Origin of the sequence: Cyclobacterium sp. SYSU L10401, from assembly GCF_010993705.1 — a bacterium.
In the GTDB taxonomy this organism is placed as follows: domain Bacteria; phylum Bacteroidota; class Bacteroidia; order Cytophagales; family Cyclobacteriaceae; genus Cyclobacterium.
Window position 1 is genome coordinate 185,464 of record NZ_WOFO01000005.1, and the last position, 16,225, is coordinate 201,688.

Here is a 16,225-nt window from a genome sequence, read left to right on the forward strand (position 1 = left end):
TTTTTTTAGTCTCAGGTTGAAAAAAATGTCAAAATTTATTTTTTATCCACTCATTAATAGTATCTTAAATACATTTTTGTTAATATTAGATGCTGAATTTTAAGTACGAAATTTCTTATACCTACAATTGTGTAAATTGAATACATGAGGGCTGATTTGGAAGGAGCATGAAATGAAAACTTTGCTTACATTTGGCATGAAATTTAGATCATTGGAACTAAAAGTGACCAACTTAATTACCCATAATACTACCAAAGTACTTAGTTTCAAGTAGTTAATAATTACAACCGGCAGAGGAGGTTTTTGATAGGGTTTGATGTGTAATTTCAAACTGCAGTAAATTGGTATGCCTTAATCATCCAGGCAAAGAGTGGGATAACTTTGATTTAGAAAAAACCATACATATACAAACACCAACCAAATTAATTTTCAATGAATACAGTTTTATCAAAACTAATCCTGTGTTGCTCTTTATTGTTATTTGGCCTGCAGGTAAGCGCAGCCAATTACTATTTCTCCAGCGAAACCGGCGATGACTCCAGAAGTTCATCACAAGCACAAAATGCAAACACTCCATGGAAATCCATCAATAAACTGAATGCTATTATTCCCAGTTTAAGCCCCGGAGACAAAGTCTATTTCCGTAGGGGAGATGTTTTTTACGGCTCCATTTTGATCAATGAATCCGGCAGAGCAGGTGCCCCGATTACTTTTGGAGCCTATGGTTCTGGCCCCGACCCTGTCCTTACTTCTTTTGTAAGCCTTTCTAATTGGCAATCGGTAGGGAATGGCGTATATGAAGCGGCCGACAGCAGGTTGCCGAGCCATAAGGTAAATATGGTAGCTATAAACGATACCCCACAGGAAATGGGCAGGTATCCCAATTCCAACACCAGCAATAAAGGATATTTAACTTACGATTCTCATTCGGGAAATCGTGCGATAACTGATTACCAACTTTCTTCCAGCCCAAATTGGACAGGAGGAGAGGTTGTTTTGAGAAAAGTTTATTGGATTACAGACAGGCACCGGATTACCTCCCATTCCGGCAACACCCTGAATTACGCTTCTAATCCGGATTCTTCCTATGAACCAAGGCCAGGTTACGGGTATTTCATCCAGGATCACCCCAGCACCCTGGACCGGTATGGAGAATGGTATTACAATACCTCCCAAAGAAAGTTACGGGTTTATTTCGGTAGCAACCCCGGTTCTACCAAAGTGGAAGTCAGCACCTTTGATTTTATCGTTCGAAGTACAGGGTCAGCCCGGTATGTTAATTTTGAAAATCTCCATTTCAAAGGCGCAAATAGGAACGCCTTTCAATTTGAAGGAGGAAGTGACATAAAAATCATTAATTGTAAAATCGATAATTCCGGAGAAGATGGTATGTTCCTGGCGGGGGTCTCCGATCTGGTCGTTGAAAATTCTGAGGTAAACCATGCCAACAACGTTGGCATGAATATCAAAATCTCGGATGGGGCCGTGATACGTGGAAATAAGATTTCCAATACCTATATTTTCCCAGGCCACGGAAGAAGTGGTGATAATGTTGGTTTGGCCATATTTGCAACAGGAGATGCCAATCTAATCGAGTACAATGAAATCAAGAAAACCGGATATATTGGAATCCGGTTTGGAGGGAATGATAGCCAGGTCAAGTCCAATTACATTGATGGGTTTTGTCTGACCAAGAATGATGGCGCCGGCATCTATACCTATCAACAAAAATATGACAATTTCAAAAATAGAAAAGTCAGCAACAATATCATTATTAACGGTATTGGCGCAAAGGAAGGTACCACCATAAAAAACTACGTAGACAAACCTCAGGCTGAAGGAATTTACCTGGATGACAATGTGACGGATGTGGAGGTGTCAGGAAATACTGTCGCCCACATCACCTCCAAAGGTATCTACTTGCATAATACTGATAACATAAGGGTAATCAATAATACCATCTACGATTCAGAAAACCTGATATTCTTACGGAATGACCTGATGGGCAACCCTCTTGCCAATACCACCATTGAAAACAATAAATTACTGGCAAAGGATGCCTCTCAGAATTTTGTATATATCTATACCTTATTCGATGATGTTGCCGATTTGGCCCGGTTTAATTATAACGAGTATTCAGCACCTTTTTCTGACAATTACAGATTCAGGGTACGGTACAATGCCAACTCAAGCAATGAAGCCAGGAAGTTTTTTGATTTGAAAGGCTGGCAGCGCATGTACAATAAGGACTGGAACTCCAAGTCGGGAAGCCAGGTAAATGATCTCTACCAGGTTAATAAGAAGATTGGCTCCAATCGGTATGCTAATGGATCATTTGATCGGAATGTAAATTATGTGAGTTGCTCCGATTGTAGTACTTCCTGGGATGGAGGGAAATTAGATGGAGGCTCGCTGAAAATAAGTACCAAGGGCGTAAGCCAAACCTCCATTGGAATTGGCTCACTAAAGAAAGGGAAACATTACCTGCTTAAGTTTAGCGCAATCGGCAACAAAAGTATCCCTGTATCCTTTTACCTTCGTCAGGTCGGATCTCCCTGGTACACCCTTTCCAATAAGCACAAAGTGGGAATCGATTGGCAAAAAGATCAACATGAGGTCTTGATTAAATCTTTGGCTGACATGGAAAGTGCCCGACTGGTGATGGAAATCGGCACCGGTGAAAGCGGGGAATTATGGATGGATAACATAGAATTCTACGAAGTTGAGGCCAGTGTCACCAAACCAGAGGAAAAGGTGCTTTTTGAAAAAAACCCTTCCCGTCAAAAACAAACATTTTCCACTTCTGGTGGATTCGTAGGCCTCCTCAATCAATACCTGTCACAAACCCTGAGCATAGAACCTTATTCTTCACTTTTACTGCTTAAAAGTGGAAGTGGGGTTATTGAAAAAGAATTGGCCAGTCCGACAGTTAAACTAACCAAACCTGAATCCAATGCGAGTTCAACGCAAGGTGAAACAGTAATGCTGGAAGCTGAAGCATCCATCACTGAGGGTGACATCACACAGGTAGATTTTTACAGCGGTTCAGACAAACTGGGTTCCATTTCCTCCCCACCCTATACCTTTGCCTGGGAAAACCCACCTTCAGGATCTTTTGATATTTCTGCAGTAGCTATTGCAGATAACGGTCAGGAAGCCTCTAGTTCTACTATTGCTCTAAAAATAAATGCCCCCAGCTCAACGGCAAAACCTGAAACAAATTATTTTATCAATGCCGGTACAAGTGCTGATGCAGAACTGAATGGGCTGAAATTTTCAGGAGAAAACCAAAACAACAACTTCTACAGCTCTTCCAAGGTGCATGAAGTCACCAATTCCAGCCCATACAGCCTCTTTCAGACCGAAAGATTTGGCTCCGACCTCTCTTACGATATCCCCGTGCCCAATGGCACCTATTATGTGTACACATTCCACAATGAACTCTGGTTTGGGAAAGAAGGCCCCTCCAGCGAGGCCGGACAAAGGGTTTTTGATATCACGGTGGAAAATAATACTGTCAAAGAAAACTTTGACCTTTACAGGGAAAACCAAAACAAACCGTTGGTATTGTCGTTCTCAGGCGTAAAGGTTTCGGATGGTGTATTAAATTTGGATTTTGCAGCATCAGCAGACAATGCCTCCATTTCGGGAATTGTCATCAGCGAGAACCCAATTAGCATCCCCTCGGATTTAACTGAGGGCGTGCCTTCCGCAGGAAATGAAGAACTAACCGGTTATTCAGACTTCCTGATGATCAATGCAGGTAGTAGAGACGATGTCTCCCATGATGGAAAAACTTTTGTTTCCGATTACAAAACCAGTTATTTCACCAGTCATACAGCTAATTTCAACGGTACGGTATCCGATGATCCCCTTTTCCAGACAGAGAGGTATGCTAAAAACATGAGTATCCGGATTCCCCTGGAAAATGGAACCTATCAGGTAAAAACTTATCACAATGAACTGTGGTTTGGATCTTACGGACCGGCATCAGCTGCAGGAAGACGGGTATTTGATATCTCTATCGAAGGTGAACTCAAAAAAGACAATTTCGATATCTATGCAGAAAAAGGAAATGCTCCAACGGTATTGACATTTGAGAATGTAGTGGTTACCGATGGCGCGCTGAATCTGGACTTGAATGCCAGTAAGGATAATGCCACCATTTCCGGTTTATCTATTGCAAAAGCTTCGGACAGTTCGCAACCAGGAGTGACGAAACCAAACCAAAGCCCCATTTTCCTGAATGCAGGCAGTTACGACGGTGCTGCTTATAACAACCAATCTTATGTGGGCGACAGGAACACCAATTATCCTGGAACTTCCAAAATCAATTTCAACTACACGGTAAATGGTTCCAAAATGTTTCTTACCGAGCGGTTTGCACTTAACCTCAACTATAGCATACCGGTAGAAAACGGAACCTATACCGTAATTACCTACCACAATGAACTTTGGTTCGGGTCATTTGGACCTGCCGCCAAGTCGGGAAACAGGGTATTTAATATAGATATTGAAGGGAATCGGGTGAAATCAAACTTTGATATCTTTAAGGAAAACAACAATAATCCAACTACCCTTACCTTCAGATCAATAAAGGTGGGTGACGGGATTCTGGACATCTCCATGGCCGCTATCTCCAATAACGCTACCGTATCCGGAATAGCCGTGATTCCTGAAGGAACTTCTAGCTCATCTAATCTTAGGTTAGGGGAACAAAACCAGGATATGGATACCATGGAATCAGAAGCATCTCTCGTTTCAGAAACAAAGGTTTACCCCAACCCTGCTTCTTCCCAGACTTCCCTTACCATTGGCAGAGATGTTTCTATCAGTGAAATTTATCTCCAAAGCACCTCTGGAGCTCTGGTCAAAAGTATAGATCCAAAAACTGCATCTGATGGCTTTGGAACCTATACTATCCCATTGGAAGGATTACAATCAGGCGTTTACGTTCTGACCGTTTCGAATGGAAGGGATTGGATCAAAAAAATAAAGCTCATTGTAGAATAAGCTTAGGCGATTAAAACCCCAAAAAAAATCCGGGCTGAAGTTCAGCCCGGATTTTTTTGCTTTATGGGTAAATTGTTTCCTTCCTGGTCAGGGCTCTCCTTTCAACCCGTATTAGGTTTCGTTATGAAGGCTGAAATCGCAAGAAAATCAGGTCGTTTGGAATCTATCAACGCTGTAGTGGAGTTGAAAAATGCAACGAAGTGACTGATTTTGAAGTAATTTCAGCTTGAATTAGAATTCCTAATGCATATATCGGGTGCTATAATCCCAAACACAGGTTGGTAAATCAGTGCCCTATTGGGAATAAAAAAAATCATTTTTAAAATCATTTTTAATGGTTGGTAATGCTTGTTTGAATGAAATTTACTGACTGGTTTTCCTTTCCTTTTGCAAACATCCCCAATCTAAACCCCATTCCCCAAGGGACCAGGTGGTTGGCATCAAGCTCCTCACCAATAGATTCCCACGATCCCTGTTCGGTTTTGTACGCAAAACTTAAAAGATGACCCGCAGCCACTTCCATTTTTATGGTTATCAATCCTTTTGAATCCAATTCCTTTTGGTACAGGATCGTTTCTTCCTGATCCCTCGCTTCAAAAAGTTCCAAGCCACTCTTTCCTACAGCAATACCTATTCCTGCAATGGGAGCACCAAAACCATTGTTGGCTGCACCCACCAGCAAAATTCCGCCTTTGGCATCGGATTGGTCCACATTAATGGTGCTTTCTAACGCATAATCGGTAGATTTGGTGCTTTGTACCAGCAAACTACCCATATTCTCGTTATCTTCAGACGCTTCCAGTATCAGCCCATTCTCACCGGTTTCAAAAACAATATCCTGGGTGACCCGCCATTGCCATAAAGGGTGGAGTCCCTGTTGAAAATCATCATCGAAATCAATCATTCCCTTTCCTCTGGTATAGGTGGCCTTGTTCTCAAAAACAGGCCATTGATCGTCTCTCCACACTAATTTCTCCAATACTCCTTCTCTCCCAACAAAAACAGAGCCCTCAGTATTATAGGCATGGTATAGCATAAAATGTTCCTCATTTACTTTTAGGACCGTTCCATGCCCGGCACAATGCCAGTCCTCATTATCTGTCAAAATAGGGTTGCCCTCATACTTTTCCCAAGGGCCCAATAATTTTTCCGACCTGGCTACCCCGGTCTGATAATTGCATGCTCTATCACAACAGGCACCTGCAGCATATGTCGCATAGAAATACCCGTTTTCCTTAAACACGCTGACACCCTCAACCAGGTTCTTTTCCCAGGGCTGATCATTCTTGAAAAGCACTACCGGCTGGCCGAGCAAATGAGTGCGCTGGGCATTGATTTCCTGTGCCCAAATGGGTGTAGGAAGGCCCTGACTATTTCCATCCTCCTTCCACAATACATAAATTTTACCCTCATAGTCCCTGACTTCATAGGCATCTATAGAACCAAATTCCTGAGCTACAAGCGGGCCGTGATCTTCGAAAATACCAGTAGGAGAATCTGAGCTTGCCACCGCCACACTCAGGCGGTTGCTGCTTTTGTCCCGTGCCGTGTAATAAGCATAAATTTTACCCTGCGCTTTATCATAGGAAAGCTCAGGGGCCCAAAAGTTGTTTTTTGCCCATTCGGGTGCCCTATCTGGAAAAACGTAATTGACCAACTCCCATTCCTGCAAATCTGAAGAATTATATATAGGAAACAAGGGAGCCCACTCATTGGAAGTAGTGGAAGCATAGAATTCTTCCCCAACTTGTATGACTGTAGGATCAGGCCGGTCACCGGGTAACACCGGATTGACGATGGTCCTGGATAGAAGGTTCCCGGCAGATTCATGGTTATCCTTGGTTGTGTTTTGCTGACATGATGCCATCAGCAACAAGTATATGATGGAATAGAAAATCGATTTCATGCAGTTTCTTCTTTTATATTTTAACTATTTCTCTCCAGAGGGTACGTTCAATGGCAGGCCTACAGGTACGGGAGTACCAAAATCCGGGCTTCCATCCACTTTCCATTGGAAAGGCTGCAGCCTGATATTCCTGTCCCATCCTGGCTCAGTGCTCTTTTTGGAATGGTAAAGTATCCATTCTTCGGATCCGTCCGGCGAGCTGGCAAAACTAAAATGCCCTACACCGTAAACCGCTGCAGTGCCTGAAAATACAGGCCCGCTTTTTTTCCAATTTTCAGGAATCATTGGGTTTGACCCGGGTGTAATCAAGGTCAGTTGTCCAAGCCGATACTCCTTTAACCAGGACTCCCTGGTGGAGTAAATGACAAAAGTCCGCTCCCCATTTTTCAACACCTGTGGTCCTTCGTTAAGGTCCAGTTCTCCTCCGGTTTCCCAGCTTTCTTTCGGCGAGGAAAGCTTCACCCGGTTGCTGCTGATGGTGGCTGGATCACTCATTTTGGCAATGTAAAGGTGTTGGGGTGTTCGGTCCGTGTGCCTGTCATCCTCCCAACCTGACCAGATGGCATAAAGTTGCCCCTCATGTTCAAAAGGAGTAAGGTCAATGGCCCACTTTGCTGATTCGGGATCATTGATGTCATCTCCGGTGTACAACATGCCCAAATCCTCATAGGGGCCAAAAGGGTCCTCTCCGTGTGATTTTAATACGCCTGATTTTTGGTGGATAAAAGGTCCTCCCGGCTTTTCCCCTGCAGCGTAATAAATGTACCAATGACCAGCTATAAAATGTAATTCAGGTGCCCATATATTAGCCGCATTCCACCCCTGAGCAGGTGAATCCCATACTTTCTGAAAGTCCCCATGATGGGTAAGCTTCGACGATCTGGAAATGGCAATACCTCCACCCACGGAAGCACAATAATAATACCCTTCCCCTTTTTGAAAAACCCAGGGATCTGCACCATCTCGGATGGGATTGCTGAAGGTAGCTTCCTGAGAATATCCCATGCATCCGTTCAGCATCAGTAAAGTAATGAATAACAGCCAAAAAATTGGCTTCCCTGGAAATTGCCTGGAATACAAGTAAGAAATAAAGAAATCAATCATGGTGCTTTCATAGATTTTAGAGATTTATTACTATCACTAACCTAACGCAACCGGTCTTCCTTTTCAATAATCCGGAGCCCGGAGAAACATTTTCCGCCCTATACATCACCCCTCTTCAAAGGAAATTCATCGGCGGGCTTTTTCCTATTTTTTGAAATTTTTGGAAAGGTAAATTTCTGATCCCTAACCGGCATTTTTTTATGGGTATAAAGCCGTTGAAATAAACGGAGAAAACCAGCATTAATGGAAAGTCCGACCGTACCTAACGCAGGTAACCATTCAAACAAAAGACCGAACCAATCCGCACCTGGATTTCCCGGACAAAAATCTTCATCCCAATTTCTCGTTATTTTTGTGCCTGTCTTTATCCCGGGTGGTTTTCTTTTCAAAGTTTTTTTCCAACGCGCTGGTAAGATCCACTCCCGTCTGATTCGCCAGACAAATCAATACCCAAAGTACATCCGCCATTTCATCAGCCAATTCCTTATCCTTATCGCTTTCCTTAAAGGATTGTTCACCGTATTTCCGGGCCATGATACGGGCCACCTCCCCCACTTCCTCGGTCAGGATGGCCATATTGGTCAATTCATTGAAGTACCGGACCCCATGACTGCGGATCCACTGATCTACTTTTTCCTGTGCTTCTGCAATGCTCATAATGATACGTTTTTTTGAATGGCCTTTCCCTGGTTTAATTCAAGGACCTGGTCTATACAGTCCGGCACGTCCTCTTTATAGTGACTTACAAACAAAAGGGTCATCCCGGTTTGCTCACAAAAATGGTCTACCAGCCACCGAAACCTGATGCGTTGTTCTTCATCCATTCCCTGGGAGGCCTCATCCAAGACCAGTAACCTGGGATTTTTGATCATGGCCCTGGCCAGAAGGCAGAATCTCTGCTCCTCCAGACTTACCTGCTGCAGCCTTAATGCTCCAATATGAGACAGCTGCAAGGCCTTCAACCAGGCATCTGCCAAAGCCTCCTGATCAGAACTGGTTTTTTTAAAAAGACCCATGGTATCAAAGAATCCGGATAAGACCACTTTTCTGCAAGTTTGATTGGAAGGGAAAAACCTGGCCAGGTCAGAAGAAACAAATCCCGTGGGTTTTTTGACCTCCCAAATGCTCTCTCCCGTTCCTCTTTTCCGATTGAATAAGGTAATGTCATTGGCATAGGACTGGGGGTTTTCTCCTAATATCAAACTGATCAAAGTAGATTTTCCTGCCCCGTTATGTCCCTTGACCAGCCATTTTTCACCGGGGCGCACCTGCCAGTTTACTTTATCCAGAAGCCTGCTGTTGCCATATTGGATGGATACATCCTCCATCAGGATGACTGAAGAAAGCTTGCCCTCCTGGTTTACTTTTTTTAGCAAGCCCTGGAAAGGTGTCTCCGAAAAATGCTGCGAATGGACTGATTCCCTTTGCATCAATTCCTCCTTATTCTGAATGGTTTGCAATCTCCCTTCCCCTATCCAGGCCCAATGCTGAATGGAAGCAGGGATTTCCCTGGCTGTAGTGGACATGATCACCTGTACTCCGGATGCCATTATGGCTTGCAACACCTTATCAAATTTCTCTCTGGTTTGCACATCCAGGCCTGTTAAGGGCATGTCCATTAGAAAAAGTCGCGGGTTTTTCAGTAGGGCAACAGCCATGGCCAGCCGTCTGGTTTCTCCATTGGAGAGTTTGATCAGTGATTTATTTTTAAACTGATCGAGATCAAAAAGTCGGATTACCCTTTCCATGTTCCATGGGCCATCTCTCCTGCTTTCTACCCGGGACAAATAGTCTCCTACTGTTTCCGTTTCCTCAGACTCCGAGCTATTGAAACGCTGCTGATAATAGAAGTTTTGTTGATTGGATTTGTCTTTGAAGGTATATTTTTGTGAAATAAAAGCCACCAAATCCCTGAAGCTGTTCACCTGGCCCCTTTGGCGCTGTTCTTCCTGATAAGCATGGGCAAAGGGCCTTGTAATTTGCCCTTCTACCAGAGATGTCCGGCCCAGCAGGGTTTCAAGAAATGCGGTCCTTTCCTTACCGGATGCCCCCAATATTGCCCAGGAATCTCCATTTTTCACCCTGAAGTTCAAATCCTGAAACAAAGTCTTTCCAAAGTAACTTACCCTTGCATTTTTAATTACTAAAAAATCGTCCTCCTGGTAATGGTCCATGATTAATTATTCTTTCGGCTCCTGAAAAAACCGGGGGATAAATTTATATACGTAGCTTTAGCTATCATGATAACAGTTACATTTTATTTTTGGAATCAATAATAATGGTCACCGGACCATCATTGATTAACGACACCTGCATGTTCGCCCCAAATTCACCGGTAGCCACAGGCTTCCCCAACTGAATGGACAATTCCCTGATGCAGCTTTCGTACAGGGGAATGGCGGTATCAGGCTTAGCTGCCTTGATATAAGAGGGGCGGTTTCCCTTTTTAGTACTGGCATGCAATGTAAACTGACTGATGAGCAAAATATCTCCTTCTTTATCAAGGATGCTCCTGTTCATAACGCCATCCTCATCAGGAAAAATTCGCATATTGACCATTTTGCGGCAAATCCAGGAAATATCCTCATCGGAATCGGAATCGGCTATCCCCAGCAAAACCATCAAACCGGTACCAATGGCTGCTTTCTCTATTCCTGCGATACTTACAGCAGCTTGTTTTACACGTTGTATTACGGCAATCATTCTGTCATGGTATGCATTTCTGAAGACGTAACGGTCTCATTGCCCGAAATTTCTCCATTTAAAGATCTTTTTACCATGGCCTTCGCTACCTGATGGTCATAAATGGGTTTGTATTTTTTGAAAAGTCCCAGGAAAGTAACTCCCCTCATCAAAACCTTGGCCACTTCCTCACCCAATCGGTTTTCCTTCCGCTCTCCCAATAGCAAGGAAGGCTGAAAAATACCCACATAATCAAAATCCATTCTTTTTAAATCGTTCTCTACCTCACCTTTCACCTTATTGTAATAAATGGACGATTGCGCATCTGCTCCTAGGGCACTCACATATAAAAACCGCTTCACCCCTAGTCGCAAAGCCATTCTGGCAAAATGAATTACATAATCATGGTCTATGCGATAAAAATTTTCTTTTGATCCGGCCTGTTTTATCGTAGTTCCCAGGCTGCAAAAGGCCAGGGGCCGGGCATTTCCTGAGTCCAATGCCTTGATCAGGGGCTGGAAATCCCCACCCATATTCTGATTCCTGATTTGCTCTTTTACATCTTCCTGATCCAGATCTCCAAAATCCACTTTCACTTGCACCAATTTATGGTGTTTGAGGGCCAGGTAACGTCGCCCAAAAGAAATCACCCAATCAAACTCAGGGTTTTGAAAAAGCTGATGGAGCAGTTTCATACCTACCAATCCGGATGAACCGGATACAATTGCGATTTTCCTGCTCATGCTTGTTGATCCCTTTCCCAGTCCAGAAATCGTGCAATATCGGACTGTAAACTTTTAAAGATGGCCAGCAGCACGGTTATGTCATCCACATAACCTATGAAGGGAATAAAATCGGGAATTAGATCAGTCGGTAAAGCAAAATAAAATAATCCCAATGCCAGCAAGCCCAAAGACCGGTTGGAAAGCCCGGAATATTTTTTGTTTAAGTGCGACCTGATCATTCGGATAAATACCTCCACCTGAAATTTCACCTGAGCAAAGGTGGGGTTTTGGGAAAGTTCCTGCCACTTCAGGCTGGCTTTCTCCAGCAAGGCATGTAATTTCTTCTCCGTACTGGCAATATGCATCGCCCGGTTCATGTAGATAGCTTTCACCTTTTCAAAAAGGTTTTGCTCCTCATAATTTGCATCCATAATTTCTTATCCAATTAGTAAGGGAATCAAAAATAAATCCGTATTTCATCTTTTATATTTCGTAAAGCCTGTCCGATAATGTCCTTTTCCTGAGCCAGGGCGGCCTGGAAAATTTTTTTGGCCAGTTCAAGGCTCTTTTCATCTCCCTCCACTTCCTGATAGGATCGGTTTACCAGGGAAATGGTTTGTTCAACAGCCGTTCGGACAGACTCCCAGGAATCATCTGTGAAATATACCTGCTGAGAAAGGTTGTGATTGAATTCATTTCGTATTTCTTCAATCAATCTGCCATGCAATTCCCCTGCTGTAAAACCAGGTTCATTGACCCTCCTGATTAAATTGTTTGGGGAAATACGCTCTAATAATAAGCACAATCGCTCGCCGGCCTGTAAACGTAGGGGTAGCAGCAACTCGGTGTTTTTGGTTTTGATGTCCACCCATTTCATCTCTTTTTCTTTCTTCAAAAATGATACCGTAATGATAAACATGCCATAAATGACCAGTCCTGCAGGGAGTACAATTTTCAAAAGCTCTGTAAGGTATTCCATTGTTTGATGTTTTGAACCACAATATCCAAAATAATGGCAAGTTATGCTATGCAACAACTATTTTCTCCATTAATTTTGGAACCTTTCACACTTGATTGACATTTTCAAAACATGTTGGTACCAATAAAAATAACAGCCCAGGCCCTGAATGAAATCAAAAACATCATGACTTCCAAAAACATCCCGAAGGAATACGCCCTGAGGGTCGGCATCAAAGGTGGGGGTTGTGGGGGAGTCTCCTTCGTCCTGGGTTTTGACCAGTCGAGGGAAGGGGACCAGCAATTTTCTGTCGGTGGCTTATCAGTGCTCGTAGAAAAAAGGCACGTCATGTTTCTAATGGGTATGCAAGTAGATTTTCACGAAAGCAATGAGGCCAGGGGCTTTGTGTTTAGCAATCCTGATATTCCTGAAAGACATGATAAGTGACACCTTATCAAAAGGATGAATGACCCGGCCATCAATAATCAGTTGTCAAACCAATCCTTCGAAACCATACCTGGCAGTGGCCCAAAAGGCATCCAGTCCTATGATTCTGGGCTTCAAAAAAGAAATAATCTCCGGCCAGTATTTTTTTTCGAGAACATTGACCATTTCCAGCTTTTTTTCAACCGTATACCTGTATTGATCCAGGTCATCCTGTTCCTTTGTCATCCAGCTCCAGGTCTCTCCCAACTCCATTTCCAGTATATGCTTCAGTTCAAACAATTGCTCATAAAGCAACTCACCGATATCGGCATCCGGGTGTTGAATTTCTATGGAAATGGAAGCAAAATCTCTTTCCGCCTTCATCCGAAAGTAAAGGTGCCGGATACCGGTTTTATAGTTTTTCCAATTTACCGGAGGACCCTCAGCTGAAGGGACAGGTTTCATATACCATCCGAAAGCTGTCCAAAATTCCTGTTTCATCTGGCTAACCTGATTTTTGCTATACATGGACAATCGGTTTAATCGTAATCCTGCGGATAGTTTACTTCAACTACGGAATAATTGACTACTCCCCCAATCGCAGGGTTGTGCTTTTTTATGATCACCCTGATCTTCCGGATTTCAGGATAAACCTTCAATATATCCTGTATCATCAAGTGGGCGAGGTGTTCGAGCAATTTAACCGGTACCTGCATGTGGGCTTTGGCTATCTGGTACAATTTAAAATAGTCTACCGTCTTCTTTAGGTCATCATGGAGCATGGCCTTTTGGAAGTCGGTATGCACATGTAAATCCACTGTAAAGCGGTTGCCTAGTTTTTTTTCTTCCGAAAACACCCCATGATAAGCGTGGAATTCAATGCCCTCCAATGAAACCTTACCCATTATTCAAATTGATCAAAAAATGAACCTGACTGTTTATTTTGGGGTTTATCTTCCGCCCGGGAATTTTTTCCTGATGTCTCCTTTTCTCCAGACTCCTCGTTTTCGGTGGCTGAATCCTGGTTTTCGAGGCCGCTTGGGATACCGCCTTCATCTTTTTCTTTTTGCTCTATGGGAGCTTCTCCGGCATCCGGTTTATCCCAGGTATACGTGTTGGATACATCTTCCTTGCTCGTCCCTGAGCCAGATTCCAGGGGAGGCTTACTCATAGAATTATAGTACTTATCCTTCCGCTGAATATCCTTGACCAGTCTGGTATGTGCTACCGCATCAATTTCATTGAACCCATCCTGCACCGTTTTTACATTCTCCAGTGTCTCGGTCGCCGTTTTTTTAAGGTGCTTCAGCAAGTAGTCTCGCTGTACCTGCAATTTCTCATAATTGTCTACCAGCAATTGCACATCCTCTTTCAGGTCTTCCATGATATTTTTAGCCTGTGATTCGGCTTGCTCTACGATATTTTTTGCATTACCCCTGGATTCTGCACTAAGTGCATCAGCATTCATTTGGGCCTCTTTCAGAATCAGTTCTGCCGTTTTATTGGCTTGTTCAATGATGCTGGCACCGGTATCTTCGGCTGTTTTAAGTGTTTTAAAAAGGGATTGCTCCACCTCCCGGAGTTTCGAAGCCTCTTTTTCAGCTTGTTCGTATTTGAGCCTCAATGCATTTTTTTCCTCCACCAGCTTTTCCCATTCCTGGGACAGGTAGCTTAAAAATGCAGCAACTTCATCTTTATCGTAACCCCTGATTTTTTTTTCAAAGGTTTTCTGGCGAATATCCAAGGGTGTTATTTTCATTTCTCGATTTTTATTTTCCAGATAATATTTCTCCGGAAGTCATTGGCTGATGTCTAAATCCCAAACGGTAACGGTATGATCATCACTGATGGCCACTACCTGATCTTTGTAGGCAGACCAATACACTTTATTTATAGACGTCCCATGTCCAGCGTGCCTGGCTTTATCAATTACTTTCAGAAGCTTGCGTTCCACCGGATCCCAAACCTTAATTGACTTGTCCATGCTACAAGTTACAAAATACCTGCCATCATCCCGAAAAGATAGGTAATTGATGGCATACATGTGCGCTGCAATGCTCGTCTTTTCCTTAAAATCGGCAATATTCCAAAATTTCAACCGCGCATCTCTACCTCCACTGATCAGCATCTTACCATCCATAGAATATTGCAGGGCAAAGACGGAGTTGCTGTGTCCTTCGAGCTTGGCTACCGGCTTCCAACCCTCAAAGTCAAATACTTTGATCTGGTGATCGCTGGCTCCAACGCTAAATTGGTTCCTGACTGGATCTATGGCCAGCACCCTCAGGTGTTGATCACTGATTTTCAAATGCTTTACCGGAGATTGGGCTTCTATATTCAAAACCACCAGCACACCATCTCCGGTAGCTACCAACAACAGGTCACCTACCACCTTCATATCATATATGGCATTGGCAGTGATTTTAAGGGACCATACCTCCTTTTTACTGACAAGATCAATGGCATGAACCCCCTCAAAATTCTGCCCAATGAAAAGTAAATTTCTTTTGGGGTCTACTGTTAAGGCATAAACCGAACGGGGCAACTTTGCAAGTAATAAGCCATCTTTAGGCTCCCGGAGATCCCATTCTACCACCATTCCGTCTCCGGATGCGGTATAAAAATGATGGGGAGCCAATCCCTCCGAAAGTGCAAAAACAGAATGGTTATGCCCGCTTAATGTGTGGAGTTTATTTACTTGAATTTTTGGCATATATTGCATCATGTATTTATCACCCAGCTCATTTTGAGTAACCATGCAAACAAAAATAGAAAAAATTAGCCCTTTATCTGCTTTTGCTATCAACAATATTCATGAATCCGAAAACAGTCCCATGGACTTTTTGAGTTTTAGGGAAAAACTTTCCCTGGCCAATATCGGGCATCCCCAAAAAAGAAAAGAATGGAAAGGTGCCAGGCTGGCCATTAAATCTGCCCTGGACCATATTAATCTTCCTTATCCGGGATTTTACAAAGACCCACACGGTAAATCCCATGCGATGGACGGCTACGGGTATGTCTCCCTTACCCACCATGGAGATTTTTCCGGAGCCATTTTTCATAAAGAAATCCCCGTAGGCATCGATCTGGAAAAGGTCCGGGAGAAAACTGTTCCCCTGGGTCCAAAATACCTGGATGCCACAGAAATGGACTTTCTGGACAAAGATCCCTACCTGTACACCTTGGCCTGGTCGGTAAAGGAAACCATCTTCAAATGCCAGGGCAGAAAGGGTATCAGTCTTCGCCAAAACATACTGCTCCAGCCCTTTACCTGCAGTGACCGGGTGATAAAAGGGAAAATCCGTGGGACCGATTTTGCTGATCACCACTATGCAGTAAAGGTCTTGACTGAAAATGATATGATCCTTACCTATACCATTTGGTGATTTTTCCTATATTTGTTAATAAAAC

General features: G+C 43.3%; 15 protein-coding genes. 3 read left to right on the forward strand and 12 right to left on the reverse strand.

The genetic code is table 11. The features are described 5' to 3' along the window. Positions 1-432: 432 nt before the first annotated feature. Positions 433-5,013 (forward strand): malectin domain-containing carbohydrate-binding protein, encoded by a 4,581-nt coding sequence (locus GL182_RS13830; RefSeq protein ID WP_163380275.1) that lies wholly within the window; start codon positions 433-435, stop codon positions 5,011-5,013. Between the two features lie 331 nt (positions 5,014-5,344). Here the strand turns inward: GL182_RS13830 and GL182_RS13835 are convergent, their stop codons facing one another. The 8 genes from GL182_RS13835 to GL182_RS13870 form a co-directional block, all read right to left on the reverse strand. Next, a complete protein-coding gene (locus tag GL182_RS13835; RefSeq protein ID WP_163380276.1) occupies positions 5,345-6,919 on the reverse strand; it encodes a glycoside hydrolase family 43 protein in 1,575 nt (524 codons plus the stop codon). Positions 6,920-6,943: 24 nt separating this feature from the next. Continuing rightward, positions 6,944-8,023: a family 43 glycosylhydrolase gene (locus tag GL182_RS13840; protein WP_240469839.1), complete on the reverse strand. Its 1,080-nt coding sequence runs from the start codon at positions 8,021-8,023 to the stop codon at positions 6,944-6,946. A 330-nt stretch (positions 8,024-8,353) separates the two neighbouring features. Next, positions 8,354-8,680 carry a nucleotide pyrophosphohydrolase gene (locus GL182_RS13845; protein ID WP_163380277.1) on the reverse strand — a complete coding sequence of 109 codons (327 nt, stop codon included), beginning with the start codon at positions 8,678-8,680 and terminating at the stop codon, positions 8,354-8,356. Next, the gene (locus GL182_RS13850; protein ID WP_163380278.1) at positions 8,677-10,197 is read right to left on the reverse strand and encodes an ATP-binding cassette domain-containing protein; all 1,521 of its coding nucleotides are present in this window, start codon (positions 10,195-10,197) and stop codon (positions 8,677-8,679) included. Before GL182_RS13850 ends, GL182_RS13845 begins: the two co-directional genes overlap by 4 nt. 76 nt (positions 10,198-10,273) lie before the next feature. Beyond that, complete coding sequence (dtd, locus tag GL182_RS13855; RefSeq protein ID WP_163380279.1) at positions 10,274-10,726, reverse strand: D-aminoacyl-tRNA deacylase; 453 nt, start codon at positions 10,724-10,726, stop codon at positions 10,274-10,276. Continuing rightward, a complete protein-coding gene (locus GL182_RS13860) occupies positions 10,723-11,448 on the reverse strand; it encodes an oxidoreductase (RefSeq protein ID WP_163380280.1) in 726 nt (241 codons plus the stop codon). Before GL182_RS13860 ends, dtd begins: the two co-directional genes overlap by 4 nt. Next, the gene (locus GL182_RS13865; RefSeq protein WP_163380281.1) at positions 11,445-11,861 is read right to left on the reverse strand and encodes a YkvA family protein; all 417 of its coding nucleotides are present in this window, start codon (positions 11,859-11,861) and stop codon (positions 11,445-11,447) included. The genes GL182_RS13860 and GL182_RS13865 overlap by 4 nt, the downstream gene beginning before the upstream one ends. A 26-nt stretch (positions 11,862-11,887) precedes the next feature. Beyond that, positions 11,888-12,409: a hypothetical protein gene (locus tag GL182_RS13870; RefSeq protein WP_163380282.1), complete on the reverse strand. Its 522-nt coding sequence runs from the start codon at positions 12,407-12,409 to the stop codon at positions 11,888-11,890. A gap of 111 nt (positions 12,410-12,520) precedes the next feature. Between GL182_RS13870 and GL182_RS13875 the strand changes: the two genes are divergently transcribed. Next, the gene (locus tag GL182_RS13875; protein ID WP_163380283.1) at positions 12,521-12,835 is read left to right on the forward strand and encodes a HesB/IscA family protein; all 315 of its coding nucleotides are present in this window, start codon (positions 12,521-12,523) and stop codon (positions 12,833-12,835) included. Between the two features lie 45 nt (positions 12,836-12,880). On the opposite strand, the gene GL182_RS13880 is transcribed toward GL182_RS13875, so the two are convergent. The 4 genes from GL182_RS13880 to GL182_RS13895 are packed head-to-tail and all read right to left on the reverse strand — an operon-like array spanning position 12,881 to position 15,527. Then, positions 12,881-13,342, reverse strand: a complete 462-nt coding sequence (locus tag GL182_RS13880; RefSeq protein WP_163380284.1) for a DUF4268 domain-containing protein — start codon at positions 13,340-13,342, stop codon at positions 12,881-12,883. 11 nt (positions 13,343-13,353) lie between these two features. Then, entirely contained in the window at positions 13,354-13,719 is a 366-nt protein-coding gene (folB, locus tag GL182_RS13885; protein WP_163380285.1) for a dihydroneopterin aldolase, read from the reverse strand. Continuing rightward, a complete protein-coding gene (locus GL182_RS13890) occupies positions 13,719-14,573 on the reverse strand; it encodes a DivIVA domain-containing protein (protein WP_163380286.1) in 855 nt (284 codons plus the stop codon). The genes folB and GL182_RS13890 overlap by 1 nt, the downstream gene beginning before the upstream one ends. A gap of 39 nt (positions 14,574-14,612) precedes the next feature. Further along, positions 14,613-15,527 (reverse strand): WD40 repeat domain-containing protein, encoded by a 915-nt coding sequence (locus GL182_RS13895; RefSeq protein ID WP_163380287.1) that lies wholly within the window; start codon positions 15,525-15,527, stop codon positions 14,613-14,615. A gap of 43 nt (positions 15,528-15,570) precedes the next feature. Between GL182_RS13895 and GL182_RS13900 the strand changes: the two genes are divergently transcribed. Then, positions 15,571-16,200: a 4'-phosphopantetheinyl transferase family protein gene (locus GL182_RS13900; protein WP_163380288.1), complete on the forward strand. Its 630-nt coding sequence runs from the start codon at positions 15,571-15,573 to the stop codon at positions 16,198-16,200. The last annotated feature ends 25 nt before the right edge of the window (positions 16,201-16,225 follow it).